Origin of the sequence: Halorussus rarus, assembly GCF_003369835.1 — an archaeon.
In the GTDB taxonomy this organism is placed as follows: Archaea; Halobacteriota; Halobacteria; order Halobacteriales; family Haladaptataceae; genus Halorussus; species Halorussus rarus.
The window spans coordinates 1,537,533-1,563,731 of record NZ_QPMJ01000001.1; the positions used below are offsets into that span (position 1 = coordinate 1,537,533).

At 67.7% G+C, this 26,199-nt stretch carries 26 protein-coding genes, 2 tRNA genes and 1 pseudogene; 15 read left to right on the forward strand and 14 right to left on the reverse strand.

Annotated features, from left to right (window positions below):
* Positions 1 to 37 precede the first annotated feature (37 nt).
* Positions 38 to 322 (reverse strand): HalOD1 output domain-containing protein, encoded by a 285-nt coding sequence (locus DVR07_RS07375; RefSeq protein ID WP_115796089.1) that lies wholly within the window; start codon positions 320 to 322, stop codon positions 38 to 40.
* A 58-nt stretch (positions 323 to 380) separates the two neighbouring features.
* On the opposite strand from DVR07_RS07375, the gene DVR07_RS21430 reads away from it, so the two are divergent.
* Positions 381 to 590, forward strand: coding sequence for a hypothetical protein (locus tag DVR07_RS21430; RefSeq protein WP_162829379.1), 210 nt, complete (start codon positions 381 to 383; stop codon positions 588 to 590).
* Between the two features lie 12 nt (positions 591 to 602).
* Here the strand turns inward: DVR07_RS21430 and DVR07_RS07380 are convergent, their stop codons facing one another.
* Positions 603 to 1,814 carry a cyclase family protein gene (locus DVR07_RS07380; RefSeq protein ID WP_115796090.1) on the reverse strand — a complete coding sequence of 404 codons (1,212 nt, stop codon included), beginning with the start codon at positions 1,812 to 1,814 and terminating at the stop codon, positions 603 to 605.
* A gap of 222 nt (positions 1,815 to 2,036) precedes the next feature.
* Here DVR07_RS07380 and DVR07_RS07385 point away from each other — a divergent pair, with 222 nt between their 5' ends.
* The gene (locus DVR07_RS07385) at positions 2,037 to 2,666 is read left to right on the forward strand and encodes an anthranilate synthase component II (protein ID WP_115796091.1); all 630 of its coding nucleotides are present in this window, start codon (positions 2,037 to 2,039) and stop codon (positions 2,664 to 2,666) included.
* 51 nt (positions 2,667 to 2,717) lie between these two features.
* Here DVR07_RS07385 and DVR07_RS07390 read toward each other — a convergent pair whose 3' ends face one another.
* Positions 2,718 to 3,149, reverse strand: a complete 432-nt coding sequence (locus DVR07_RS07390) for a DUF7344 domain-containing protein (protein ID WP_115796092.1) — start codon at positions 3,147 to 3,149, stop codon at positions 2,718 to 2,720.
* Positions 3,150 to 3,266: 117 nt separating this feature from the next.
* Here DVR07_RS07390 and DVR07_RS07395 point away from each other — a divergent pair, with 117 nt between their 5' ends.
* Positions 3,267 to 4,391 carry a pyridoxal phosphate-dependent aminotransferase gene (locus tag DVR07_RS07395; RefSeq protein WP_115796328.1) on the forward strand — a complete coding sequence of 375 codons (1,125 nt, stop codon included), beginning with the start codon at positions 3,267 to 3,269 and terminating at the stop codon, positions 4,389 to 4,391.
* Positions 4,392 to 4,502: 111 nt separating this feature from the next.
* Here DVR07_RS07395 and DVR07_RS07400 read toward each other — a convergent pair whose 3' ends face one another.
* Entirely contained in the window at positions 4,503 to 4,757 is a 255-nt protein-coding gene (locus tag DVR07_RS07400; RefSeq protein ID WP_115796093.1) for a hypothetical protein, read from the reverse strand.
* Positions 4,758 to 4,930: 173 nt separating this feature from the next.
* Here DVR07_RS07400 and DVR07_RS07405 point away from each other — a divergent pair, with 173 nt between their 5' ends.
* On the forward strand, positions 4,931 to 5,227 hold the full coding sequence (locus DVR07_RS07405; RefSeq protein WP_115796094.1) for a PRC-barrel domain-containing protein: 297 nt from the start codon (positions 4,931 to 4,933) through the stop codon (positions 5,225 to 5,227).
* A gap of 110 nt (positions 5,228 to 5,337) precedes the next feature.
* Here DVR07_RS07405 and DVR07_RS07410 read toward each other — a convergent pair whose 3' ends face one another.
* Positions 5,338 to 6,789: a DHH family phosphoesterase gene (locus tag DVR07_RS07410; protein ID WP_115796095.1), complete on the reverse strand. Its 1,452-nt coding sequence runs from the start codon at positions 6,787 to 6,789 to the stop codon at positions 5,338 to 5,340.
* Positions 6,790 to 6,976: 187 nt separating this feature from the next.
* Between DVR07_RS07410 and DVR07_RS07415 the strand changes: the two genes are divergently transcribed.
* A tRNA-Lys gene (locus DVR07_RS07415) sits at positions 6,977 to 7,050 on the forward strand.
* Between the two features lie 153 nt (positions 7,051 to 7,203).
* Here the strand turns inward: DVR07_RS07415 and DVR07_RS07420 are convergent.
* The 4 genes from DVR07_RS07420 to guaB form a co-directional block, all read right to left on the reverse strand.
* Positions 7,204 to 7,659 (reverse strand): AAA family ATPase, encoded by a 456-nt coding sequence (locus DVR07_RS07420; RefSeq protein WP_115796096.1) that lies wholly within the window; start codon positions 7,657 to 7,659, stop codon positions 7,204 to 7,206.
* Between the two features lie 33 nt (positions 7,660 to 7,692).
* Entirely contained in the window at positions 7,693 to 8,166 is a 474-nt protein-coding gene (locus tag DVR07_RS07425) for a GNAT family N-acetyltransferase (protein WP_115796097.1), read from the reverse strand.
* A gap of 84 nt (positions 8,167 to 8,250) precedes the next feature.
* On the reverse strand, positions 8,251 to 9,276 hold the full coding sequence (locus tag DVR07_RS07430; protein WP_115796098.1) for an LLM class flavin-dependent oxidoreductase: 1,026 nt from the start codon (positions 9,274 to 9,276) through the stop codon (positions 8,251 to 8,253).
* A gap of 374 nt (positions 9,277 to 9,650) precedes the next feature.
* Complete coding sequence (gene guaB, locus DVR07_RS07435) at positions 9,651 to 11,144, reverse strand: IMP dehydrogenase (protein ID WP_115796099.1); 1,494 nt, start codon at positions 11,142 to 11,144, stop codon at positions 9,651 to 9,653.
* A 523-nt stretch (positions 11,145 to 11,667) separates the two neighbouring features.
* Between guaB and DVR07_RS07440 the strand changes: the two genes are divergently transcribed.
* From DVR07_RS07440 to DVR07_RS21435, 3 genes are all read left to right on the forward strand, one after another.
* Positions 11,668 to 12,588: a DUF5794 domain-containing protein gene (locus DVR07_RS07440; RefSeq protein WP_193570023.1), complete on the forward strand. Its 921-nt coding sequence runs from the start codon at positions 11,668 to 11,670 to the stop codon at positions 12,586 to 12,588.
* Between the two features lie 135 nt (positions 12,589 to 12,723).
* Entirely contained in the window at positions 12,724 to 12,951 is a 228-nt protein-coding gene (locus tag DVR07_RS07445; protein ID WP_115796100.1) for a DUF5795 family protein, read from the forward strand.
* Between the two features lie 46 nt (positions 12,952 to 12,997).
* Positions 12,998 to 13,177 (forward strand) — tRNA-Trp (locus DVR07_RS21435).
* 440 nt (positions 13,178 to 13,617) lie between these two features.
* Here the strand turns inward: DVR07_RS21435 and DVR07_RS21440 are convergent.
* On the reverse strand, positions 13,618 to 14,241 hold the full coding sequence (locus DVR07_RS21440; protein WP_162829474.1) for a hypothetical protein: 624 nt from the start codon (positions 14,239 to 14,241) through the stop codon (positions 13,618 to 13,620).
* 201 nt (positions 14,242 to 14,442) lie between these two features.
* On the opposite strand from DVR07_RS21440, the gene DVR07_RS21445 reads away from it, so the two are divergent.
* Entirely contained in the window at positions 14,443 to 14,970 is a 528-nt protein-coding gene (locus DVR07_RS21445) for a hypothetical protein (protein ID WP_162829475.1), read from the forward strand.
* Positions 14,971 to 14,978: 8 nt separating this feature from the next.
* On the opposite strand, the pseudogene DVR07_RS07450 reads toward DVR07_RS21445, so the two are convergent.
* Both DVR07_RS07450 and DVR07_RS21450 read right to left on the reverse strand, forming a co-directional pair.
* A pseudogene (locus DVR07_RS07450) lies at positions 14,979 to 15,124 on the reverse strand (IS5/IS1182 family transposase); the annotation flags it as partial.
* A gap of 498 nt (positions 15,125 to 15,622) precedes the next feature.
* A complete protein-coding gene (locus DVR07_RS21450) occupies positions 15,623 to 15,877 on the reverse strand; it encodes a hypothetical protein (protein WP_162829476.1) in 255 nt (84 codons plus the stop codon).
* Positions 15,878 to 16,086: 209 nt separating this feature from the next.
* Here DVR07_RS21450 and DVR07_RS07460 point away from each other — a divergent pair, with 209 nt between their 5' ends.
* Positions 16,087 to 16,587 carry a gamma carbonic anhydrase family protein gene (locus tag DVR07_RS07460; protein ID WP_115796101.1) on the forward strand — a complete coding sequence of 167 codons (501 nt, stop codon included), beginning with the start codon at positions 16,087 to 16,089 and terminating at the stop codon, positions 16,585 to 16,587.
* 134 nt (positions 16,588 to 16,721) lie between these two features.
* Here DVR07_RS07460 and DVR07_RS07465 read toward each other — a convergent pair whose 3' ends face one another.
* On the reverse strand, positions 16,722 to 17,588 hold the full coding sequence (locus DVR07_RS07465; RefSeq protein WP_205254496.1) for a CPBP family intramembrane glutamic endopeptidase: 867 nt from the start codon (positions 17,586 to 17,588) through the stop codon (positions 16,722 to 16,724).
* A 143-nt stretch (positions 17,589 to 17,731) separates the two neighbouring features.
* Here DVR07_RS07465 and DVR07_RS07470 point away from each other — a divergent pair, with 143 nt between their 5' ends.
* Positions 17,732 to 18,589 carry a winged helix-turn-helix domain-containing protein gene (locus tag DVR07_RS07470; RefSeq protein ID WP_115796102.1) on the forward strand — a complete coding sequence of 286 codons (858 nt, stop codon included), beginning with the start codon at positions 17,732 to 17,734 and terminating at the stop codon, positions 18,587 to 18,589.
* On the opposite strand, the gene DVR07_RS07475 is transcribed toward DVR07_RS07470, so the two are convergent.
* Positions 18,576 to 19,283, reverse strand: coding sequence for a matrixin family metalloprotease (locus tag DVR07_RS07475; protein WP_115796103.1), 708 nt, complete (start codon positions 19,281 to 19,283; stop codon positions 18,576 to 18,578). The genes DVR07_RS07470 and DVR07_RS07475 overlap by 14 nt on opposite strands.
* Positions 19,284 to 19,473: 190 nt before the next feature.
* Here DVR07_RS07475 and DVR07_RS07480 point away from each other — a divergent pair, with 190 nt between their 5' ends.
* The 4 genes from DVR07_RS07480 (at position 19,474) to DVR07_RS07495 (ending at position 26,145) form a co-directional block, all read left to right on the forward strand.
* Complete coding sequence (locus DVR07_RS07480) at positions 19,474 to 20,052, forward strand: hypothetical protein (protein ID WP_115796104.1); 579 nt, start codon at positions 19,474 to 19,476, stop codon at positions 20,050 to 20,052.
* Between the two features lie 203 nt (positions 20,053 to 20,255).
* Positions 20,256 to 24,986: a M6 family metalloprotease domain-containing protein gene (locus DVR07_RS07485; protein ID WP_162829477.1), complete on the forward strand. Its 4,731-nt coding sequence runs from the start codon at positions 20,256 to 20,258 to the stop codon at positions 24,984 to 24,986.
* Positions 24,987 to 25,073: 87 nt separating this feature from the next.
* On the forward strand, positions 25,074 to 25,661 hold the full coding sequence (locus tag DVR07_RS07490; protein WP_115796106.1) for a hypothetical protein: 588 nt from the start codon (positions 25,074 to 25,076) through the stop codon (positions 25,659 to 25,661).
* Positions 25,662 to 25,734: 73 nt separating this feature from the next.
* Positions 25,735 to 26,145, forward strand: coding sequence for a hypothetical protein (locus DVR07_RS07495; protein WP_115796107.1), 411 nt, complete (start codon positions 25,735 to 25,737; stop codon positions 26,143 to 26,145).
* Positions 26,146 to 26,199: the final 54 nt, after the last annotated feature.

Below are 26,199 nucleotides of genomic sequence, written 5' to 3' on the forward strand. Positions count from 1 at the left end.
ACAGACGCCGAGTCCGAGACGAAGTGCGGCGGGAGCGTCAGTCGTCGTCCACAATCCGGACCTCGTCGGGACCGACCGCCACGGTGCAGTCGCAGTACTCGAACGCGACGAGTCCGCCGTCGCGGGGGAGGTCCGCGGACGTCCCGTCGAACAGGCGGTCGAGCGCATCGGGATCGAGGACGCCGTCCAGCGGCGGGAGGTCGAGCGGGTCGGCGCCGCGGACCGACGCGACCGCGCGGACCACCGCGACTGTCGGGGTCTCGTCCCCGACGCGGCGGACGGCGTCCGGGCTCGTGTCGAATAGGGTATCGGTCTCGTCCATATCGATGGTTGTCGTGCGAATCGTGTCAATCGTTTGTTTTCCCGTGTAAACTCTTTAAATGGAGTCGGAGGCGACACATCGATGTATCGGCGCGTCGTACCGCCTCGCGATGGAGTGCGCCGAGACCGACTGCTCGGAGCCCGCGACCGTCAGGCTCCACGTCCCGTGGGGCGAGAACCGCGAGGTCTGCGCGGGCCACGCCCGAGTGCTGGCCCGGCAGGACGGCGTCGTCGCGGACCCGGTCGGCGACAGTGAGGACTGGCCGTGACCGGAATCGGGGTCAGTTCGCTCCCTCGCCAGTCGTCGCCTTCACGACGACGGGATTGATGGGCGCGCCGGTCGCCCGCTCGATGTTGAGCGGCGCGCCGGCGAACAGGAAGTCGTACACGCCGTCGCTCGCGCAGCTCTCGGCCAGGTCCTCGAGCCAGAGCACCTCGTTGAACGGAACGCCCAAGTTCCGGTGGAACGCGCCGTGGAGCGGCACGAGATACTCCTCGCCGTCGATGACCTGGACGTTCTTCTCGACGCTGAGCGTGTCGCCCCCGAGGACCGGGAACTCCATCTCGTGGACCCAGTTCACGAGGTCCTCACTGTAGCAGAGCCCCGGCTCTTCGAGCGGCGCCCACTCGTGCTCGGGGTCGTCGTCGCGGGCGCGGGCCGCCGACCCGGTCCGGATCAGCGGGACGTCCCGCTCGCGGAGCTCTACGCCCTGTTTGTCGGCGGTCTCTCGGAGGTCGGCCAGCGAGATGCACGCGTTGGGTTCGAGCCGGTTCGATTCGCCGCCCTTCGCCCGGCCGACGTCGAGCAGCACCCCGCGGCCAACGATGCCGTGGTCTGCGACCCCCGAGACGTCGGCCTTGCCGAGTCCTCGCGTCTCCTCGACCTGCTGGCCGTCGCAGGACTCGAGCGATTCGTCGAACCGCTTGGTCGCGGCGGTGGTGTCGGCGTCGAACCCGTTGTAGATCCGGTCGCCGTACCACGCGTGGCCCGGCGCGTCGACGTGGGTCGTCCCCTGCGGGTAGAGCCGGTTGAGAAACCGGTCGTCGCTGTACTTGATTCCGCCGGCCGACGGCTCGTGCTCGCCGCGCTCGTACGTCTGCGCGTCGCGGGTGTTGGTCCGGCGCGCGACCGTCCGCGTCGGGAAGATGGGATCCTTCGAGACCTCGCCGGTCATCGAGAGCTGGAGGGTGAACGTCTCCGCGCCGGTCGCTCCCTCCCTCGTAACGGCGGCCAACCCGGCGAGCGCCTGCTCGCCGCCGAGGAAGTTGAACGCCCCCAGTTCGTCGTCCTCACCCCATCGCCCCCAGTTGCGCGGCATGTCCTCGAGCAGCGCTTCGAGGTCGCCCTCCGGTCGGTCGGACTGTGCGAGCGCAGCCGACGGTGTCACGCCGGCGGCCGCGAACGCGGCGAGCGCGCCGGTCCCCCGGAGCACGTCGCGTCGGTCGAGGTCGGTGTCGCACTCGCAGGTCGGGTCGTCGGTGTCATCGGTCATGTGTTTCCCCCGGCATTCCCCCGGGACTCCGTCGCTCCCGGCCGACGGTCCGCCCGGGACGGGAACCCCACCAGGTCGTGCTACGGAATGCCACGCGTATCGACTGCGGCGAGGACCAAGGATGTTTGGATGCTCACGGCCGGAAGCGGTCGCTGGCCTCCGAAGACGATATAACCGCGTCCGCCCATCTCACGACCGGAGCGCGGAGTCCGACCCCGACCAATGTCCATCCTCGTCATCGACAACTACGACTCGTTCGTCTACAACCTCGTCCAGTACGTGGGCGAGTTCGACCCCGAGGTCACGGTCCGGCGCAACGACGCCGTCACCGTGGAGGCGGTCCGGGACCTCGACCCCGACGGCATCGTCGTCTCGCCCGGCCCGGGGACCCCCGCGGAGGCCGGCGTCTCGGTCCCGCTGTTCGCCCGGACCGATTATCCCGTCCTCGGGGTGTGTCTCGGCCACCAGGCGCTCTGCGCGGCCGAGGGCGCGCCGGTCGGCCGCGCCCCGGAGGTGGTCCACGGCAAGTCCTCTCCCGTGGCTCACGACGGGGAGGGCGTCTTCGCGGGGCTGCCCGCGACGTTCGAGGTCGGGCGCTACCACTCCCTGGCGGTCGCCCGCGAGGACGTCCCCGAAAGCCTCGACGTCACCGCGTGGACGACCGGGGAGCAGCGAGAAGACGGAAGCGGCGAGCGGAGCGTCGACCGAGCGGACGACGAGCGAGGCGTCGTCATGGGCGTGCGTCACCGCGAGCGTCCCCACGTCGGCGTCCAGTTCCACCCCGAGAGCGTGCTGACCGACGTCGGCGAGCGGCTGGTCGAGAACTTCTGCGAGCTCTGCGGCGTCCGGTGAGGATGCGACTCCGAACCCGGGCGAAATGCGCGCAGTCTTCATCGAGAACAGTTACGTCGAATCGACCTGCCGGACGTGGTCGACCCACTCGTCGAGCCACTCCCGACCCCGGTACTCCACGGTCCGTCGCTCGGGGTCGTACGCCGCCACCCCGTGGGACTCCAGCTTCGGCAGGTGGGCGTGGTGGAGTTCGACCGCCAGCGACCTGGCCTCGACCGCGTCGTCGGACCGCCCGGCGGCGACGGCGTCAGCGAGGGCCGCGAGCCCGAGCACGTCCTCGTCGGCTTCGCCGAGATGACGGAGCGCCTCCCGCCGGACCGGATCGGCGAGCAGTTCGAAGGCGGCGTCGAGCTTCTCCGACCGCGCCTCGCCGGTGCGAAGGTCCGCGGTCGGTTCGGGGTCCAGCGCGTGCCCCCCGAACGCGGCGTCCTCCGTCGTGGCGGTCCCCGTCTCGGCCGTGGCCTCGGATGGGTTGTCGCGCATTGGTCTGGGGGCTCCTGCCAGACGTTTGGAGTTACCGACGAATAAGGCGACTGCATGCACTGTCAGGGGCGGCCGCACATCCCGAAGACTATGTCGGCGGTCCCCGAACACCGGGACATGTTCCCCGACATCGCGTACATCGACTGGATCGAGGGTCGGCCGGCGGACGCCGCGTACGACCTCGGCTCGTCGGACCTCCGCCGCGCGCCCGCCGAGGCCGGCGAGCTCGTGCCCCCTGCGCTCGCAGAGGCACCGACCCAGGACGCGACGCTGGAGGCTCAGCTCGCGGCGACGTACGGCGTCGACGCCGAGAACGTCCTGGTGACCGCCGGAGCGACCCACGCCAACCTGCTGGCGGCCGTGACCGCGCTCGCGCGAGCCGGGGACGCCGAGACGAACGAGGGCGACGACGAGCCGGTCGCCGCGGACTACCGCGTGCTGGTCGAGAAGCCGGGGTACGAGCCGCTGCTGGCGACGCCCGCGGGGCTGGGCGCGACCGTCGACCGGTTCCGTCGGCCCGCCGAGGACGGCTATCGGCTCGACCCCGAGCGGGTGACCGCGGCCGCGGTCGAGGACACGGTGCTGGTCACTGCGACGAACCGCCACAACCCGAGCGGCAGCCGGGCGAGTCGGGACGACCTCGCCGCGGTCGCTCGCGCCGCGGGCGACCAGGAAGCGACGCTCCTCGTCGACGAGGTGTACGCGCCGTTCGACGCCGAGGCCGGCGACGGTCCCTTCGGCGGACCGACGGCGGCCGGGCTCCCGAACACCGTCGTCACGAACTCGGTGACCAAGTTCCTCGGGTTCGGCGACCTGCGCATCGGGTGGCTGGTCGGCGACGCCGAGTTCGTGGCGCGAGCGCGGTCGCTCGACCGCCACCTCGAACCGGTCGCGGAGCCGAGCCGACGGGTGGCGGGTCGGGCGCTCGCCGACGCCGACCGACTCGCTGCCGGGTCGCGCGAGCGCGTCCGCGAGAATTCGCGGGCACTCGCAGCGTTCGCGGAGGAGCGTTCGGACCTCTCTGGGCGGGTCGAGCCCGGCTGTCCGTACGCGTTCTTGGCCCACGAGTCGGCCGACGGCGACGATGTGGCCGCGGCCGCGTGGGAGAACGGCGTGCTGGTCGTCCCCGGCCGGTTCTTCGACGACCCCGAGCGGTTCCGCATCGCGGCCTGTCGAGACCCGGAGACGACCCGGACGGGCCTCGACCGGCTCGGCGACGTACTGGACTCGCTCGCGGCGTGAGATTTGGGCGACGGCTCTCGACCGTTCTCGACGGGAGCCCTCGCAGCGCCGGCTGTCGCTGTCGGCGCTCCATCCGACCCGAAATATCGAAACCGGTCTTGGCTGACCGATCTATGCGGACTGTGCGAACTGGAGTCCGCCGAACAGGGCCTGAACAAACAGGACGAGCACCGCCATCGTGAGCGCCATGGCCCAGAGCACGTTCGCCATGTTGCCGTCGAGGAACGCCAGGCTGGCGAACGCGAGCACGACGAGACTCCCGGCCGCGACGAGCCCCTTCAGTATCCAGAAGTTCCTGGTGAGCCAGTTCCCCTGCGCGGTGTCCGCACCCTCGGTGCTGTCGACAGCGTCGGACACGTCGGCCATTGAACACGAAGCCGGAAAAGCGCGGTGGTGGTTGGCAGACCGAGTCCGGACCGGCGCGGGGATCGGCGGCGAGCGAGGACGGTCGGGCGGAACTGTCGGGCCCGCGGGGACCGCCGGATGATTTCGGCGACCTCTGCCAAAAGTTAAGACCCACCCACGCAATCGTAGTTCACATGGACGGAACACCGCAGGAAATCACCAGCCTGGTCGGCCGGGAGGTGTACTCCAACAACGGCGTCTTCGTGGGCGAGGTCGAGGACGTGCAGTTGAACGTGGACGGCTGCGTCGTCGCGGGGCTCGCGCTCGGCGAACTCAACCACGAACTGTTCTCGAACGTGGTCGCCGGCCAGAACGGCGTCATCATCCCGTACCGGTGGGTGCGGGCGGTCGGCGACGTCATCCTCGTCAACGACACCATCGAGCGACTCCGACAGCCCGACGGCGAGGGCGAAGAGGAAGTCGCGGTCTGAGCGCCGGGCCCGACTCGCGGCCGGAACCGACACTTCTGACGGATAACGATCCGCTTCGGCGAGCGACGCGTCGGACCGCACTCCGAACGAATAGCGGGTGCGACGGCCGACTAGCTTCCGTTCGACCCCTCGCCGCTCTCGACGCCCATCGCGTCGAACAGCTTGCGCTTGACCGCCTCCTCGGTGAGCGACAGCAGGGTGTCGCGGTTGTCGTCGGTCGTCTCGATGCCGGTGAAGATGCCAAGCGGAATCTCGACGCTGGCCTGCGTCGAGTGGCCCGCGGCCTCGCCGATGTCGGCGAAGGCGTCCTGGAGCACCTTGCCGATGTTCATCCGGATGTCCTTCGAGCGGGCGGCGAGGTAGATGGTCTCCTCGGCGATGCCGAAGACGGCGGTGGTCGTGATGCCCTCCAGGTTCAGCAGGTGGGAGGCCGCCTGGGTCAGGGCGTCGCGATCCCGGATGAACCCCGCGTTGCTCACGAGGTGGCTGCCCTGGACCTCGCGGTTGGTGATCGCCTCCGCGAGCACGTCGAGCGTCTCGGGCGACATCGAGGGCGACTCGACCTGTTCGAGCGTGTCGTGGTTGGCGAACGGGTAGAGGTAGGCCGCGGCGGTCAGGTCCGCGGGGGTGGTGTCGCGCTTGAAGTCGAGCGTCTCGGCCCGGATGCCGTAGAGCAGCGCGGTGGCGACCTCCTCGCTGACGTTGAGGTCGAACTCCTGGATGTACTTCGTCAGGATGGTCGAGGTCGAGCTCACGCTCGGCCGGATGTCGACGAACTCGGCCTCGTACTCCTCGTCGGGCTCGAAGTGGTCGATGAAGATGTCGACCGGCCGGTCGAACGTCGCCTCGGTCGCCTTGGCGTGGTCGACCAGCGCGATGGTGTCGTAGGAGTCGACGTCGGCGTCGGCGTAGGGGAGCAGTTCGATGCCGAGCAGATTGACGAACGCCCGGTTCTCCTGGTGGCCGATGTCGCCGATGTAGAGGATGTCGGCATCGACGCCGAGGGTGTCGGCGATGGCCTGGAGCGCGACCGCGCTGGCGATGGAGTCGGGGTCGGGGTTGTCGTGGGTGACGATGGCGAGCGCGTCGTCGGTCGCCTCGATGACCTCCGAGAGCTGCTGGGCCTTGTACTCGAGTTCGCCGGTCTCCAGCGCGCGCAGGGCGGAGTCGGCGATGACCTCCGAGGGGTTGATGACCACGTCTGCGCCGAGTTCGGTGAGCTCGTCCTCCGAGACGGGGTCGCTCGCGCGCACGACGACGAACTGCTCGCCCCCGTTCTCGCGGATGTTCCGGACCGCCTCCTTGTTCGCCTCGACGTCCGAGGACATGATGAGGACGACCTCGTTGTCCGCGATTGTCTCGTAGAGGTCCTCCTCGCGGATGTCGGCGGTCTGGGCGTTGAGGTCCTGGTCGCGCAGGGCTTCGACCCGGTCGGCGTCCCGGTCGATGATGAGAACGTCCTTGCCCTGGTCCACCAGTTCCTCGGCGACCGCGTGCCCGACGCTCCCGCAGCCCAGGATGGCGTAGTCGGACATCGAGGAGATGGTAATCCCGGCGCTCATTGATACTGTGGCGTAGCTTCGGACCACACTTAACGTTCCCGAAGCAGACCTTCGACCCAGATTCCGGGGATCGAGGCGCGCGTTCGAAGGCGAGCCGTCTGTCGGTTTCGCCCCGGAATCGAAAGGGGTAACAGTCCGCGGAAACGGAAACGTATTTACGTCCCACCCGGTAATTTCGGGATGCGTTGGGCCGGTAGCTCAGTTAGGGAGAGCGTCTGACTCTTAATCAGACGGTCAGGGGTTCAAATCCCTTCCGGCCCGTACTACGACCATCTGCTGCCCTCACGAACTGCGAGCCGTCGGCTCGCAGTTCCGTCGCTTGCGGTGAATCGCTGCGCTCGGGTTCTCCGAACCGCTCGCCTGCGAATGCTAGCCTCGGCAGAGGATTCGAGTAGTCAATCAGCAATAACCATCTCACCGTGGTTCGTTCCACGTCAGCACGTACCGCTCTAAGGCATCCACTGATTCCTCGACGGACAGTTCCTCGGTGGCCAGCGATAAATCCGGAGATTCCGGCGTTTCGAACTTCGCGTGCATGGCCCGGACGCCGGACTCATCGATGGAGTCCTCGCGGTCACGGTTTCGCTCCAGTGCCGTTTTCAGACTCGCCGTGAGCACGACGAGATGGGTCTCGGGGAGCGCCCGGAACCGGTCCTGCCACTGCCGGCTGTAGAAGGTGCCGTCGAGAATCCAGTCGGTCTCGTGGTCCGCTTCTGTCACGCGCTCGTACATCTGGGGGTACGTGTTCCGCGAGAAGTCGTCGGAGTGGAGCAGTCGGAACTCGCGGCCGCGTTCGACCAGCCTGTCCCGCAGTCGCTCGGCAACGGTGGTCTTGCCGACCCCCGGCGGTCCGCAGAGGACGAGCTTCACGTCGGGACAGTGGCCCGACCGCGTGAAAAGCGTTCAATCGAGCGTTTTCTCCATCTCGACGTGGGGGATGCCGGCCTCCTCGAACACGTCGCTGGTCGTCTCGTAGCCCAGCGACCGGTAGAACCCCTCGACCGGCGTCTGGGCGTGCATGGTGAGCGTCGAGAGGCCGCGCTCGGCGGCGGCGGTCGCTTCGAGTTCCGCCATAACGGCCCGGCCCCAGCCCTCGCCGCGACGCTCTTCCAGAACCGCGACGCGCTCGACCTTGCCGGTGGCGTCGCCGACCTCTCGGAGGCGGGCCGCGGCGACCGGCCGGAGGTCGCCGCCATCGACGCTTTCGTCGTACGATTCGGGCGCGTCGTAGCCCACGAAGTGGATCGCCTCGTCGTCCCTGCCGTCGACTTCCAGGTCCTCCGGGACGCCCTGTTCCTCGACGAACACCTCGTACCGGACCGCGAGCGCGTCCTCGCGCTCGGCTTCGGTCTCGGCGCGGCGGACCTCGCCAGTCATCGGTCGAGATTCCGGGGCGACGGTTCTGAACGTTTCGAACGGGGCGCGGCGGTAGCGTGGTTTTCGTCCGACGACGTCCGGCTCTCAGCGCGGCGACAGACCGACCCCCTCGGCGAGGAGTTCGTGCGAGCGGATCCTGTCGTCGGGGTCCTCGATGAGATTCTGGACGATCACCTCGTCGGCGCCGACCGCGTCGGTCATCTCGTCGAGCAGCGTCGCGAGCGTGTCCGGACTCCCCGAAATTGCGCGAGGCCACTCGCCCGGCGGGAGCGACTCCGGCGTCGGGTCGGGCACGCCGCCGAGTTCGTCGACCGCCTCATCGACCGACGGCGGCGGGCCGAAGGCGCCGCGTTGCATCCGCCTGTAGGCGGCCTCGGACGAGGCACGGAGCCGCGCAGCCTCGCGGTCGGTCTCGGCGCACGCGGCGTTGACGGCGAGCGCGCTGTGGGGGTCGTCCAGGCCGGCGTCGAACTCGGATTCCTCGAAGTGCTCGCGGTAGGTCGCCATGGCGTCCGCGGCCGCGGTCGGCCGGATGAACGCCGCGAACGCGTAGGGGAGTCCGAGGTCGCCGGCGATCTCCGCGCTCGCGGGACTCGACCCCAGCACCCAGACCTCGGGCGTCCCGTCGGGCGAGCGCGGAATCTCGATATCGCCGTACGGGTGGCTGTCCGGGAACGCGTCGTAGAGGTGTCGCGCGGTCTCCTCGATCTTCTCGGCGTGGTCGTCGCCCGCCCGACGCGGTCCGCCGGAGCGCAGCGCGCGGTCGGCAGCGGGCATGCCCGTCGCCCGGCCGAGCCCCAGGTCAATGCGACCCGGCGCGAGCGCGTCGAGCGAGGCGAACGTCTCGGCCACCTTGAACGGGGCGTAGTGGTTGAGCAGGACCGTGCCGGAGCCGACCCGGATCTCGTCGGTCTCGGCCGCCAGACGGGAGATCAGCACCTCGGGGGTCGTGCTCGCTATCGAGTCGGCCAGCCCGTGGTGTTCGGCCACCCAGAACCGGGAGTAGCCGAGGCGCTCGGCCGTCTGCGCCAATTCGATCGTGTCCTCGTAGGCGTCGGTCGCGGTGCTCCCGGCCCGGACCGGGGCGATGTCGACTATCGAGAGTTCCATCGGATCGACTTACGGTTGAGCCCGGACGCAGTTACCGATTCCGTCGTCCGACAGTTCCGCCGGTTCGTGGTCCCGTTCCCGATCTCGGGTCGAGTCTCGACCCCGACAGATTCCGTCGTCGCCGGGGCTCCAACAGCAGAAACCACAGAATATAACGAAAACGTCGTCCAAGGGATTCGGCTGGAAGCACTACGAACCATGCCGGACTTCGAGACGTACACCTGCGAGAACTGCGGCGACGAGTTCAAGGCCCACGAGAGCGCGAACGCCGCCGAGAACGGGTACTGCGGTCCGAAGTGCCAGACGTCGGCCGGCTAGTTCGGTCGACGTCTGTTCCGACGATTCGCCTTTTACCCGGTCGTCGCGACGAGTCGCTACTCGTTGGGGCTGTAGTTGGGCGCCTCGTCGGTGATCATCACGTCGTGGGGGTGGCCCTCGGTCTGGCCCGCCGCGGAGACCCGGACGAACTCGCTGCGCTCCTTGAACGCCGGAATCGTCTCGGCGCCGACGTAGCCCATCCCGGACTGCATCCCGCCGACCAGCTGGTGAAGCTCGCTCTCCAGACTCCCCTTGTAGGGTTCGGCGGCCTCGACGCCCTCGGGGACGTACTCCTCGTCCTCCTCGGGCTCGTCCTTGAGGTAGCGGTCGCCGTCGCCCGACTGCATCGCGCCGACCGACCCCATCCCGCGGTACTGCTTGTACTTCTTGCCGTCGATGGTGATGACCCGGCCGGGCGCCTCGTCGGTGCCCGCGAAGTACGACCCGAGCATCACCGCGTCGGCGCCCGCGGCGATCGCCTTGATGGCGTCGCCGGAGTAACGGATGCCGCCGTCGGCGATGACGGGCACGTCCTGCTGGGCGGCCACGTCCGCGACCTCGGCGATGGCCGATATCTGGGGCATCCCCGCGCCGGAGACGACCCGCGTGGTGCAGATGGAACCGGGTCCGATGCCGACCTTGATGCCGTCGGCGAAGTCGACCACGTCCTCGGCGGCCTCGCGGGTGCCGACGTTGCCGACAACGACGTCGGCGTCGACCGACTCGCGGATCTCGCGCGCCCCGTCGATGACGTTCAGGTTGTGCGCGTGCGCGCAGTCGATGAAGAGGACGTCGGCGCCGGCCTCGTCGACGGCGACCGCCCGGTCGGTCTCGAACGGGCCGACCGCGACGCCGACTCGGAGGTGGCCGTTCTCGTCCCGGGCGGCGTTCTGGTACTCGCGGCGCTGGAGGACTCCCTGCATCGTGACCAGGCCGGTCAGCCGGTTGTCGTCGTCGACGACCGGGACGCGCTCGATCTTGTGCTCGTACATGAGTTCGAGCGCCTCGCGGGCGGTCACGTCCTCGCCCGCGGTGATGACCTCGTCGGTCATCGCCTCGCGCACCTCGTCGCGGTCACCCACTTCGAGGTACGGCCGGATGTCGGTGCCCGAGATGATGCCGAGCACGTCGCCGTCATCGTCGGTGACGGGGGCGCCCGAGACGCCCTTCTGCTCCATCATGGCGTCGACCTCGCGGACGGTCTGGTCGGGGGCGGCGGTCACCACGTCGCGGATGACGAGCTCGTCGGCGCGCTTGACGCGCTCGACCTCGGCGACCGCCTCGTCGACGTCGAGGTTGCGGTGGATGACGCCCAGCCCGCCCTGGCGGGCCATCGCGATGGCCATCTGGCTCTCGGTCACGGTGTCCATCGCCGCCGAGAGGATCGGGACGCTGATCTCGACGTTCGCCGAGACGCAGGTGGAGACGTCGGCCTCGTCGGGCTCGACGCGACTCTCCTTGGGTCGGAGAAGGACGTCGTCGAAGGTCAGCGCCTCCGGGACGCGGAGTTTATCAGTGAACTGACCGGTCTGCGGAGAATCTCTTTCCATGTAAGCCGAACGTATCCCCTCGTGAAAAACGTTGCGAGATGCTGCGGGTTCGGACGTCACACCGACACACGATATGCACGCTCGTGCAACCGACTGTGAATCCGCCTCCCCTACGGTCGCGTCCGCACTCGGCAGTGCAGTCGCGCGGCCGACCGAACATGTAAATCCACTCAATAGAATATTTGCGTTTGACGAACGTCGAACCGAACGACATTTGAGTCGGCATAAGTAGTGAATTGAGGATTCGTAGTTGGATGTGGTTGTCTCTCACGCAACGTTTATGCTTGAAACCCGATTCGTATCCGGTATGGACTCTACCAGTCCCATCGCAGCGTGCACTGCTGGTCAGCCGATCGCGACCGCCAGCTCCTGCAAACCGTTTTTCGCGATGGACTTCCTTACACTGGTAGAGAACACATTCGTGGGACGCCGATGGAACTCCGGCGGCGAGGACGTCCATCGAAGGTACCGCGAACATCACCACCGTTCGGCCGGCGGGTACGGCCGCGCCAGCTAGCGTCCGATGAGTAGCTCACAACACCCGGTCGCCCTTCGCCTGGAGCGGCAGGTAGGCGGCGCGACGAAGCTGCTGGCCACCGTCATGGCGCTTCCGCTCGTCGACGGTATCTTCCCCGCGCTTGTGCTGGCGGGCGGCGTCGACAGCGTCACCGGCGTCCTGCAGGTCGGACTGCTCGTCTTCGGCGGGAGCGCAACCGTCGCGGTCATCCTCGCCGAGATGGACGGCACGCCCCGCGAGCAGGCCGCGTCGGTGCTGACGGTCGGCGTCGGGGTCATCGCGATCGCGGCGGTCGAGGCCGCGTTCGCGCCGACCATCGAGAGCGTGCTCCACTCGGCCACCTTCGAGCGGTTCGCCGCGCTGGTCATGCTGGCCATCGCCGCCAAGACCGCCAGTTCCCGCCTCGGCGAGTACCTGCCCCGGCCGGCGGTCATCGTCGGCCTCGGGATGATCGCGAGCTTCCAGCCCGGCGGCTTCGAGGTCGCGACGGTCAACTACGAGCTCATCCTGATGGCGACCGCGGCGGCGGTGACCGGCGTCGCGTTCGCGCTGGCCGTCGCGCTGACCGCGCCGTGGCTCCGGGGCGTCGTCGACATCGACCGCTTCCGGTTCGGGAGCGCGGTCGCGCTGGGCATGCTGCCGCTCAGCCTGCTCGGGCTCGCGCCCGGCAACGCGCCGCTGGCGGTCCTCGCGGTCACCAGCCTACTCGCGTTCGACCCCACCGCGGACGAGAGCGCCGACGACGCCGACGACGGGACCGCCGCGGAGGCGGCCATGGTCGAGACGACCCCCGACGAGACCGCGCCGGCCTCGGAATCCGACGCGCTCGGCGCCGTCGCCACCGACGGCTCGGGCGGGTCGGACTCGAACGACGCGAGCTACGGCTACCCCGGCGAGGCCGACGACGAGCGCGAACCGTGGCTGTGACGTCGCCCGTGCGAGTGCTCGATTGCACGCGCTGAATTGCCGTCGATGTCGGTTACGAACGCCTTCGTTCTCCGTTTCTACTGTCGCCGACCAGCGACGGGAAGGCTTACCCGCCCGGACCCGCTTCGTAGTGACATGGCCGACAATCGCGTCGTGCAGGGTCGCATGGTGACGCCCGAGTCGCTGGCGGAGCTCATCGAGGGCGAGAGCGTGATGGACGCCGAAGCCATCGAGGAGTCGGACCGCGAGTGCCCCGACTGCGGCGGCGACGTGCTCGAAGTCGGATACATGCCGAGCGTGACCGAGTTCGTCACCGGCCGGAAGTGCCAGGACTGCGACTGGGCCGACGCCGACCGCGACTGAAAGGAATCGAAACCCCTTTAGGGCGTATGGACCAACTGAGTCCTGCGGGGTCGTGGCCAAGCCAGGGATGGCGACTGACTCCAGAGGCCACGCGCCCGGGACGAAACTCCAGCTGATATACCGAGCGACCGACTGATCATCGGCTCGCGACGACGACCCTCTGGAGTTCCGAGGCGCACACACCGGAGATATCAGTCGATCGGGGGTTCAAATCCCTCCGACCCCACTCCAACTCTTACCGCTTCAGAATCAGCAGTATAGGCTCTGTCGCTCAAGCTCACGCCCTCGATGCGTCGAGAGCTTTCAGTCGGTTAGGGGATGGTGTCACCGCGGAGTTGGAGGAGCGAGGAGAACTGTAATGGCGGTAGTACGGCAAATCGAACTCAACGATTCAGCGTAGCTATGCCTTTACTTTCAAACTCACCGGACTTTCGCGCTCTCTTCAGCAGCTCTGTGCGACGATATTCTCCATGCAAGTTGTCCAGGTGCAAATCACGAAGGAGTCGCAGAAAGACGATTCCGTGGGGGCAGGTCGTGCTGAAGGCCTGGAGGCGGTGTTACGTTGAATTGATGTGCGGCGGCGAGATAGACCGTCATATCGGTATCCATTACGGATGAGCGTCTCCTGTTTCGAATCGTAGAACTGCTGTAGTACGTAGTGAACGGTTAGCTACCAGCAGGAGCACCGTCGTTAGGGGCGGTCGAGCTGGGGTAGAGGAGGTATCCCATCGCAATCAGAGAAACAGCGAGTAATTCGACGAACGGAAGCCATCCTGGGACGCTCCCATTTTCCAGAGCGACTGTGTACATCAGAGTCCATGTCCCCGAGAAAACAAGCAACGGAATCCCCACGAAGCGGATGGGACCATTTTTCCGGAGGAAAGCCAGCCCGAAAGACCCAGCCCCCATCATGTACGGCAGAGGGCTGAGCCATAGGAGATACGGCACTTCGGGGAGCGGACGAATTAGAACTGTCAGGAGACCACTCAAATATAGAATCGGTGTGAGTGCCATCAGAGCGCCACCCGCAACTGCTAGTCGGGGGGTCTTGGAAGTCAGGTGGTGATACAGGCCAAACAAAGCAACGAACGGGATTGCAAGTCCGATGAGTCCAAACAGTCCGGTGGAGAAGATAAAGCCGGCCCATCCCGGTAGTCTCTCTTGGACCGTGAGCGCGATGTAATTCGGAAGAGTCCTGACCGCGATATGACTCAATAGAAATCCTCCCGCGATCAAAAAGAGGGCTCCAGTCTTTTCTTCAAGAAGTTCTCGTAGTTCCACGTTGATCATCGGCGTTCATGTCGTACCACTTACCAAACTTAAGTATTACTCTCGTTCTTGGCGGTGGTCGGCTGGTGTCATACGAAGATTCTCGTACTCGTTCTTTGCTCCTCGATTCGCTCAATACGGGAAAACAATGATCGACGAGAGCACCGACACTCGGGCAGTCCTGCCCCTACGTTTAACAGATATGAAAATAAACTCCGCAGCATGGAGGCAGAGGCCCTCGACAAATGGATTGACCGCCGCAGACCTCCCCTTGACTCGCTGCTGTTACACCGGTTCCTCAAACCGCCCCACGGATACGCAATCGGGATCGGCGTCTGGCCGGTCTATCTGGCGTTCTGGTACGGCACAGTATTCGCGGCAGAAATCCTGGGACCGGTGCCTTTTTCGCTTTCGGTCATCGCTGCAGTTGGTGGCCTTCTGGCAACGAGCGTCGTTTCGGCACTTGCAGTGTGTATCACCGCCTGGCGAACCCCGTATGCGCGTATTCGAGGGCATTCTCTAGGCATTTCTGTATTCCTTCTTTTCGCACTGCCCCTCGCTTACGTCTATTTCGGGTCTCCACCTCTGTTACCCGGTCCCTATTCAGCGATAGAGCCGCTAGGACTGAACGTGTTTGTCGAACACGCGCTGATCACGACGGGACTACTCGGCCCGGCAATCGGGTTCGCGTTCTTGTTTTTCGCGCTACTCGTACTTGCTTTCAGGTGGCGACTCGAGAGGGGGCCATAGAAGCGTTCTCACACCGTGATTGACGGTATTCCTGGATCCCTCCTCGTCCGTAGTTGGTGATGGCGATAACGAGGCGCAGACACGGTCCGAGAAACACTTGCCCTCTGGCGTGGGTTCGCCCGAGGCCGCAATCCCTGATTGCGTCGTTACGTCGCCACCTCCACGTGACGGTTCGCGAGAACTGGACCAGTCGGCCACCGAGTGGTGCGCGAAAAATGGGCTGAAACGGGGGAGGGCGGCAGGGGACTGACAGTGGGTGGGGGAGACGGTGGTCGCTTCCTCTGCCGCCACTCATAATGAATATGAGCTAACATATAATCCTTGTCTTATTGTTGGTCCGGCTGGCCTTCCACTACTTTCACATCCTCGCTACTATCGAAAAGCCTCGAAGAATAGAGATACGTCGAGGAGTGCATTGGTCCCAGGGGAACGGGCGACGCGAGGCGACCCGTGCAGCAATCGAGAACGAACCTGGGCGGTGGTCCACCATGCCTGACGCGGTGTACCCCTCCCGGCGGGAAGTCCCGCCTGGCGTGGTGGATACTCGACTACCTTCCAGAGCACACCGGCTTCGTCGAGGTGTTCTGAGACGCTGTGGGCATCCTGGTGAGTCTTCTCTGACCGACCGAATCGTTTCAGCCTCGACCGGAGGCTACTCGGTTTCCAGCAGGTCAGCGATCTCGCTCTCGTCGGACGCATCGTCTTCGAGCTCGCCCTGCTCGATTCTCTGGAGCTTCGCTCTCACCGCGTCGGGCACGTCTCGTGCTACAGTTATGAGGGTGAGACTTACACCACCTCGAGCGTCGAGAAAGGGGGAAGGGGGGAATTGAAACGGGTGGAGGGCGGCAAGAGGGATGTCAGAGGCTGACGAAAGCGGGTGGCTCGTCGGAAGGTCCTCTGCCGCCATCCGAGTACTGGCACCTTTTTTATATAAACCTTATTACTCATGGTCCATTATAAGTCTCTCTCTTACCCCGAGACCTGCGAGATGGGACGAGTACGTTGTCGCATTTCAGGATAGAGACTGGAAATTACTCCGGGCTTTGTGGATCTGTGAGCTACTTGGCTCCTTTCGGCAGAGATAAAGTTTGACCGACTGTCGTATCGGCCCAAGATATGATTCGGTCCTTCGAAGGGACGACACCCCAGATTGCAGAGTCGGCCTACGTCGACGATGCGGCGGTCGTAGTCGGTGACGTCAGAATCGAAGCGGAGGCGAGCGTCTGGCCGAACGCTACGCTTCGAGGCGATAGCGGTCAGATCGTCGTCGGAGCAGGTGCAAACGTACAGGACAATGCCGTACTACACGAAGACGCCGAACTCGAACCGAAGACGACGGTTGGGCACAGCGCCATCGTCCATGCTGCGACAGTCGCCGAAGGAGCCCTCGTCGGGATGAACGCGGTCGTGCTCGACGACGCCCACGTCGGCGAAGACGCAATCGTCGGAGCCGGCGCCGTCGTCACCGAAGGAACAGAGGTCCCACCCGAAACGCTCGTGACCGGTACGCCAGCCGAGCCGAAGGCAGACCTCGACGATTCACCGTCGTCAGCCCCGGCTGAACATTACGTAACACTCGCAACCCGCCACGAGGAATCATCTGAACGCATCGATTGACGTCGAGAATCGCAAGACTCTAGAGCGATTTCGGTCTAGACTTCTTCGACCCTTTTTTCGCGGCGCACAAGACCCGATTGTCGTCTGTTTCGTACTCGCGGATACGCAAACCGGTATCTGAGGACGAGTTCCCCCTACTCCCCGACATCCGATGCGCCTGGAATCGGTCCCCGAGCCAGCGTTTTCCGCCCGTAATACGCGACCAGACCGAGAGCGATCAGCACGTAGACCGTCAGGTGAACGCTCGTCACGACGCCGACCGCGCGCTCGTTCACGACGCCATCGACCAGAATCCGGTCGGCGGCCAGAGGGATGAGCACGTCGGCGGTGTTCGCCATCGCGTGGAGCACCATCGCGAGGAGGACGCTACCCGTGCTGTTGTACACCCACGCCAGGACGACCGAGAGCGTGAGGATGCCGCCGACCCAGCCGATCTGGTTGACTAGCGGAAAGCTCGAGTGAGGTGTGACCGGGATGACGAAGTACGGCAGGTGCCAGCCCGCCCAGACAACTCCGACGACGAGGCTCGCCCGGAGCGCACCGTAGCGCTCGTTGAGGCGAGCCTGGGCGAAGCCTCGCCAACCCGGTTCCTCGTTCAGCCCGCCGCTCAGCACCATCGCGAACAGGAAGACGCCGACGAACACGGCCGGCGACGGGAGCGTCTGGGCCAGGTCGACCGGCCCGCGGACCGCGAGGATACCGAGGGTGATGGCCGCCGCGGCCGCGACGGGAAGTCCCAGAGCGACGAGCCACCACCGGGTCCCGACGCGCCACTTCGTGATCTGGCGGGCCCACTCGCCGACGTCGTCGCCTCGCAGCCACGTCACTGCAGCCGCGCTCACCGGCGGGCCGAAGCTCCCGACGTAGACGAGGATCGCCGCCGTCCAACTCGGCGGCATCAACGCCGCGGGCGCCGAGACGACCCAGGTGTAGGCGTACGCACCGACGAAGAACGCAGCCACCGGATGGTCGTCGACCAGCGGAATCGAACTGTGCGTCATGGTTGGCGTGCACCTCTTCGGAAGATAAGTATTGTCATAAATCAGTAACTTTGACAGCTCAGTCACTCGAATTTCTTCGAGTCGTTCGGTCGTCGACTCGACGGTCGACAGCCCTAAGGCCGATTCGTCCCACTCGCCACTCGATGGCCAGTACCGAAGGCGCGTCCCCGGAGGAGGCGTTCGCCGCGCTCGGCAACGAGAACCGGGTTCAAATCCTCCGCGCGTTCGCCGACGCCGAGTCGTCGGAGCAGCGGACGTTGCGCTTCTCAGAGCTCTACGATAGGGTCGACATCGACGGAACGAACCAACTCGCGTACCACCTCGACAGGCTCGAAGGCATCTTCCTCCGGCGCGACGACCGGGGGTACTCGTTCACCCACGCCGGCGACCGCGTCGTCAGGGAGATTCTCTCGGAGAGCTACAACCGGGCCGCCGCCTTCGAGGAGACGGTCGTCGAGGGGTACTGTCCGACCTGCGGCAGTCGACGCCTCCGCGCTCGGTATCGGAACCCGCTGCTCGCCGTGTCGTGCATCGAGTGCGAAAATTCCGTCGTGACCTACGACGTCGCCCCGGGACACGTCGACACCGAATCGTCGGAGGACGTGCTCCGAGCGTGCGACAGGCGCGTCCACTACGAGTACGGGGCCGCCCTCGACGGCGTGTGTCCCGAGTGCGGGGGGAGTACCGCGGTCGACATCGAGCACAGAGATTCGGCCCACCCCGAATCGTACTACGCGGTCGCGACCTGTCGAACGTGCGAGCGCTGTATCTACGCCCCGCTGTCGTTCCGACTGCTCTACGACCCGGGCGTCTGCGCGCTCTACTGGGACCACGGGGTCGACCTGACCAGAGTGCCGTTCTACCGGGTGACCGAACACGTCACCGGGTGGGAACTGACCGTCGAGCCGACCGAACCGCTCGAAGTCGCGTTCACCGTCGCGGTCGGCGGCGACGAACTCTCGGTCCGCGTGACCGACGACCTCGACGTCACGCCGGCGTGACGGGCGGTCGGCCGGCAGTAGTCGAAGCGCGATCGTCACCGAGCACCGACGAGAGCCCGGAATCGGCTCCCTGTCGTGTCTCGCTGCGCCAGGTCACCTCGTAGGTCGCGTTCATCACCCCTCTGGGACGATCGCCGTGCCGCAGGCCCAGCGCGTGCCCGAACTCGTGGACCAGGGCGTAGACGAGCGACTCGCGGGCCATCCCGTCGACGACGCGTATCGAGTGGTTCGTCACCGGCTCCCGCGGACCAACCACGCCGGTGCACGCGAGGTACGTCCCGTTCCTGCCGCAGCTATCGATGGAATCGACGACCCGGACGCGGTACGTCGGATCTGCGGCGTCCGACTCGACGCGGTACTCGAACCGGAAACCCGTGTATCGCCGGCTGTGGCGCGCCCAGTACTCGGCCGCCTCGCGGACCGCCGGCGCGATCGAACGGTTCGTCGCCGCGTTCTCGACGGCGATGACCACCACTCCGCCGTGTGCCCTCGCGGCCGCGTCGTCGAACCGGCCGTGGGAGGACAGGCCCGGGGCCGCGGACGGAGCCGAACCGAAACCGGTGGTGGTCGTCGGGTGTGGCCCGACTGCCCGCGAGTCGGCCGCGGCTGTCGGCGAGCGAGCGACCGGGGTCACGGTCCCCGCGAACGCCGCCAGGACCAGCGCGAGACCGACGACGACCCGCACCCGCTTCATCGGAGGGTGGGCAACGCTCGGCGACAAAAGAATACGCCGCGCGACCGTCCGCGGCCGAGTCGCAGGTGCTGCCTGAAATCCCGTAATCGCCGCCTGACCTGCGCAGCGAGCGCGGCGCCCGCGGGTGGCCGACCGTCAGCTCCGGGCTTCCTTCCGCGGGGCTTATCAGCGGACCGGTGCTCGTCCCGCTATGGACCGCCGCACTGTGCTGCAGGCGCTCGCCGGGGGAGCGGGGCTCGTGCTCGCCGGCTGCACCTCCCGGGACGCGGTGCCGTCGCCCCAGTCCTCGCCGGAGACGACGGCCGGAGGAGGAACGACGACGCGGGCGGGGGTGACGGAGCCCCGGACGACGCCAGCGTCCGCGACCACCGTCGACCCGCGGCGCCACGCGGTCTCCGTCACGAAGCGCGTCGAACAGGGCCAGCGGGACCTCGCGCGCGTCGTCCGGGTGGCGGACGGACGAGTGGAGTACGACCTGACGTGTCCCGACGGCGCTTCGAAGACGGCCACCGCCGACCTGTCGGCCGAGCGCCGGCTGGCGTTCGAGCGGTCGGTCCTCGCGGCCGACCCGGACCGGCTCGCGTCGGCGTACGAGTGTTCGGGCGACTGTCCGCAGGACCTCCCGCAGACCCGGCTCGCGATCACGATCGACGGCGAGTCCACCGAGGTGCGGATCGAAGCGGCCGCCGAGATTCCAGCCGCGCTCGACGTCGTCCTGACCGACCTCGAGTCGTTCGAGGAAATGCTCGACGGACCGACCTGCGAGTGAGCGGTTCGGGTCGGCGAAACGCGCTGTCCGGAGTGCGTCCGCACGGTCCGGTCGGACCCCCGCTCAATCCGGTCAGAATTTTCAAATGTACGAACCGGATTTGATAATCCAATGAACAAGGTTTATACCAAGACCGTCACCCCTTGCAGTCGATGCGGGTCACGTCGTTATTCAAATCTAATCTCGTATTTATAATTGGGGCGGTGTTCGTTCTCGTCGCGGGCCAGGCGGCCGGGTTCGCCGGGGCGGCCGGCGCGGTGCCCGCGCCCGACGACTACGTCACCAAGACCCAACCCGACGGCGCGGAGTTCCAGGCCAGGCAGTGGGGCAACGAGTTCAACCACGGCTGGGAGACGAAGGCCGGATACACCGTCACCAGGGGAGCCGACGGCTGGTGGCGCTACGCGGCGCTCGACGCGGGCGAGCTCGTCCCCACCGACCGGAAGGTAGTCGTCGACGATCCGCCGGGTCGAGTGCCGAAACACCTCCGCGGGACGGCCGACGCCAGCCCGAAGCTCACCCCGAGTGCCGTCGAGAGCGACTCCTCGACCGCCTCGCTCTCGGCGACCCGTTCGCCGAGCGGGATGCCGACCACCGGCACGGTGAACCTCCCGGTCGTGCTCATCAACTACGACGACACCGCGACGACCTACTCGGTGACCGACTTCCAGCGGCTGCTGTTCGGCGACGACCCCGCCATCGCCAGCGGGCCGGGCAGCATGAAGGACTATTATCAGGAGGTCTCCTACGGCCAGCTCAACATCTCCGGGGGGTCGGCGGGCGTCACGGGGTGGTACACCGCAGAGAACGGCCACGATTACTACGGCGAGAGCTACGTGAACGCGGCGAAACTGGCCAAGGAGGCCGTCAGGAAGTCGGACGCGACGATGGACTTCTCCGAGTACGACAACGACGGCGACGGCACCGTCGACGGCGTCATCGTCATCCACCAGGGGCCGGGACAGGAGGCGAGCGGCGACGCCACCGACATCTGGTCCCACCGGTGGAGCTTCCGGGGCGCCGGAATCGGCGCGTACCAGACCGACGACGGGGTTACGGTCAACTCCTACTCGCTCCAGCCCGAGACGTACCGCAGCGGCATCACGACCGTCGGGGTCGTCGCCCACGAGACGGGCCACCTCTTCGGCATGCCCGACCTGTACGACACCGACGGCGGCTCGGAGGGCATCGGGAACTGGGGGCTCATGGGCGGCGGGTCGTGGAACGGGGTGAACAGGCCCGGCGACTCGCCCGCCCACCTGACCGCCTTCCTCAAGTCGCGGCAGGGGTGGCTCACGCCCGCCGAGCAGTCGCTGACCGGGCCGATGGGAACGCTGGGCCCGTACGCGAACAACTCCGAGGCGTTCCGGTGGCTCGACAACCCGTACGGCGTGCAGATCGGCGGGACCGGCGAGTACTTCCTCGCGACGAACCGCCGACAGACCGGGTTCGACCGGGGGCTCCCCGGGGAGGGACTCCTGATCACCCACATCGACGAGTCTCGGACCGACAACCAGGACGCCGGCCGCAAACTCGTCGACGTCGAGGCGGCCGACGGCGACCGGGACATGGACGCCGAGCGCAACCGCGGCGACGCCGGCGACCCCTTCCCCGGGTCGACGAACGCGGACGCCTTCGCGCCCTCGACGACGCCGGGTTCGACCCTCTACGACGGCTCCGCCTCGGGGCTGGAAATCACCGACGTCACGACCGACGGGACCGACGTCGGGGTGAACATCGTCCCGTCCGCGAGCGCGTCGCCCTCGTCGGTCGACTACGGCGAGGTCCACGTCGCCGAGACCGCGACCGACGCCGTGACGGTGACCAACGACGGGTACCGTGATCTGAACGTCACCGGCGTCCGCATCGCGGGTGCCGACGCGGCGTCGTTCGAGATTTCCTCCGGTATCGGCGAGACGGTGCTCGCACCGGGCGAATCGAGCGCGCTGGACGTCGCGTTCGCGCCGGGCGAGCGCGCCGGGCGCTCGGCGACGCTCGTGGTCGAACACAACGCGTCCGGGTCGCCGACGGAGGTGCCGCTGACGGGCACGGGCGTCGCACCCGACTACAACGTCACGCCCGCGAACGCGATCGACTACGGCGACGTGGCCGTCGGCGGCGAACCCGCTCGGGAATCGGTCGTCGTCGAGAACAACGGCTCGGCGCCGCTGAACGTCACCGGCGCCACGTTCGCGGCACCGAACGCGTCGAGCTTCGGCTTCGCGGCCGGAAGTGAGGTGCCCGCGACGGTCGTCCCGCCCGGCGGGAGCGTCACCTTCGGCGTCAACCTCTCGGTCGACTCGCTCGGCGACCGCGCGGCGCACCTGGAGCTGTCGCACAACGTCTCGGACCGCCCGGCGATCAACCTGACGCTGACCGGGACCGGCGCGGACCTGACCCCGCCGGCCGTCGCCGACGTCACGGCCGTCAACGAGAGCAGCCAGACCACCGAACTGACAGCCGGCGACGCCGCGACGGTGTCGGCGGCGGTCACAGACGCCGTGGGAGTCGAGACGGTCACGGTGAACGCCTCCGCGCTCGGGGACGCGACGGTCGCCCTGACCGACGGGGACGGCGACGGCGTCTACGACGCGACCGTCCCGGTCGACGCTCCCGACGCGACCGAAGGGAGCCACGCCCTCCCCGTCACCGCGACCGACGCCGCGGGTCACTCGACCACCGTCGACTCGAACGCCGTCGCGGTCGACTTCACGGCGCCCGCACTGCGCGTCGAAGCCCCCGCAGAGGGTGCGGCGGTGAACGGGAGCGACCTGACCGCGACCGCCACCGCGTCCGACGCGGTCACGGCAGTGGCCGAGGTCGAAGTGAAACTCGACGGCGGCGCGTGGACGGCCGCGACGCTCCGGAACGGAACGTGGGAGCACACCTTCGGCTCGGTCTCGGAGGGCGAGCACGCGGTGGCCGTGCGGGCGACGGACAACGTGAGCAACGTCGGCGACGCGGTGACGAGGAACGTCACGGTGGACCGCACGGAGCCGTCCATCGGGAGCGCGGCGCTCGATCGGACCGAAAACGTCCTCCCAGAGACCCTCGTCCGGGCCGCTGTCGAGTCGAGTGACGACCGGGCCGGCGTGGCGAGCGTGACCGTCGACGGGGTCCGACTTCGCAACGAATCGGGGTTCTGGACCGGGAACGTCTCGGCCGCGTCGGAACTCGGCCCGGAGACGGTGACGGTCGCGGTCACCGACCGGGCGGGGAACCGGAACGCGACGACGCTCGACTACGACGTCGGGCGGAACGCGACGCTGAACCGGACCGGCGCGTCGACGTACCGGGCGACGCCCGCGTCGACGCCGGTGATCCGGAACGTGACGATGAACGTCTCGGCGGGCCCGAGCGACCGGAACGTCACCGTCGGCACCGCGACCGCGAACCCCGCGACGGCGACGCCCGGCGGGGACGCCGCCCTGTTCTTCCCGCAGGTCGACACCACCGTCCCGAACGCCGACATCGAGAACGCGACGGTCGCGGTCCGACTCGACAAGGACCGGTACGCCGACCTGTTCGTGGAGGCCGACTCGACGACGTTCTGGGCGCACGACGGCTCCGGGTGGCATCGGACTACGGGCACCCTGCGACGGGAGACCGGCGACGCCTACTGGTACGACTTCGAGACGACCCACTTCTCGGCGTTCGCGGTCACCGGCGACGTCGAGGACGAACCGCCGTCGGTCACCGCCGTCACGCCCGGCGACGGCGACTCGACCACCGACCGCAACCTCACCGTCGGCGCGGAGTACGGCGACGACTTCTCCGGGGTCGACCCGTCCACAGTCCAGCTCTCGGTCGACGGCCGGGCGGTGACGTCGAGCGCCACCGTCACGGACTCGGCGGTCAGCTACGCCTCGTCGTTCGCCGTCGGGACCCACTCGGTGACGCTCACCGTCGGCGACGAGGCGAACAACGTCCGGACTCGCTCGTGGACGTTCACCGTCGCGGAACCCGCGGTCGGTGGCGGCGACGGTGGCGGGAGCGACGGCGGGGGCGGCGGAGGCGGTGGCGGCGACGTCCCGCCGCCGATGGTCCAGGTAGAGGTGCTTGAAACGACCGACAGCTACGCCCGGGCTGAGATCACGAGCGCCCGCCGGGGCAGTCCCGGAACCGTCCGGTTCGACAGCGGTCTGACCGGCGGCGACGCGACGTTCGGCGAGCTATCGGTCCGACCCGAAAGCGCCGACGCGACGGCAAGGTTCCTCGTCGAGGCGACCGCGTCCGGGTCCGCGCCGGAGGGCGTCTCCGCGCTCGACGCGACGAGTTCGGTCCTCGGCTACCTGACACTCACGCCGACGTACGTCACAGATAGCGAGCTTCGGAGCGTAACGACCGCCTTCCGGGTCGACGCCTCGCGCGCGGCGGCGCCGGAGAACGTGGCCGTCTACCGCTACGACGGGACGGGCTGGAATCGGGTCCACACCGAGTTCGTGGCCGAGCGCGGCGGCGCGTACGAGTTCGAGGCGTCGGCCGGCGCCACCGGAACGTACGCCGTCGGCCTCGCCACCCCGTCGTTCGCGGTGCAGGACCTCACCGTCGACCGCGCCGGCGCCGGCCCGGACGAGCCGGTGACGGTGTCGGCCACCGTCGAGAACGTCGGCGACGGCGCGGGCACGAAGACGCTGGCGCTCGCCGTCGACGGGCGGACGGTCGCCACTAGGGAGGTGACGCTCGGGCCGGGGAACCGGACCGCGGTGGCGTTCGAGCGGACGTTCGAGCCGGGCGAGCACCGGCTCGCCGTGGGCGCCGCGGAGACGACGCTCACCGTCGAGCGGAACGAGACCGACCGGGCGGGTCTCGAGCAGGCCCGAAAGCGGGAGACGACGAGCGGGAGTGCCGGGGGCGTCCCGGGCTTCGGCGCGCCGGCGGCGCTGGCGGCGCTGGTCGCCGCGGTCGCGCTCGCCGGACGCCGTCGGGGCTGAGCCAATTCCGGGGACTCGAATCGACCGCCGGCCGTCGGTCGCCACAACAATCACCCGCCTGGGGCCCCACTGTACTACCAGAAACCCATGACCAAGGAAGCCCTGGCGTCGTGGCTGCTGAAGCAGAGCGACGTCCCGCTGACCGTGCTGAAGCCGGTCGCGACCAGACTCGGCATCTCGACGAACTACGTGGGGGCGGCGCTGTTCGCGGGCCAGATCGCCTACGAGAACCAGGACACGATCGTCAAGTACACCAGCAAGGGCGGGGTCACGGTCGGCGAGTTCCTCTACGAGCGCTCGCGGGACCGATACGGTCCGGACCACCCGCTGACCCAACACCTGGGCGAGAACGTCGAGGCGATAACCGAGGCGTTCGCGGGGACCGAGGAGGAGGCCCGCACCTTCGCCGAGTTCTACCGGCGGTACCGGGCGGTGGACCGCCGCCACCGGCTCCGCGACGAGGTCGACGCCAGCGCGCTGTCGTCGGTCGCCGACCGGCTGCCCGGCCGCGACGACGTCCCCGGCCCCGACGACCTGCCGGACCGCACCGACCTGCCCGGCGCGGACTCGCTTCCCGACGCGGGCGCGCTGTCCGGCCTCCGCGGCGACGGGGACGACCCGGACGACGCCGACCCGGAGGACGTCGTCGACATCCCCGTGACCGGCCCGAAGTGAGTCCGACGCGGGCGCTTCGGGGCGTCGTCGCCGACCCCACCTACTAATTGCCCCGGCTTCGAAGCGCCGCCGGATGAAGTCCCCCGAACACGCGACGCTCGGCGCGATAGCCTCGCTGCTCCTCGTCCTCGCGCTCCCGGTCTCCGTCCCCCTCGAAGCCGCCGGCCTGGTGGCGTACGGCGTGCTGCTGTCGGTGTTCGTCGACCTCGACCACTTCCTGGTCGCGCGCCAGCTGTCGGGCGACTGGTCGCACCTCCGGCGGTGCGTCACCGACCCCGTGTTCGCGTTCACCCAGCAGGAGCGGGTCTTCGACGGCGTCGACACCGGGACGCTCGAGACCCGGCGGCTGCTGACCCACCTGCTCGTCGGCGGGGCGCTGGTCGGCGCGCTCGCGCTGTTGGTCCCGGTCTACGCCGTCTTCACCGCGGGCGTGCTCTACGTCCACGTCGTCGCCGACCTGCTCCGGGACGGCGAGATCGCGTGAGAAGAGCCGGTACTGACCCGCGTTCGCGCGGCTACGACCCCCGCTCGCCGAACT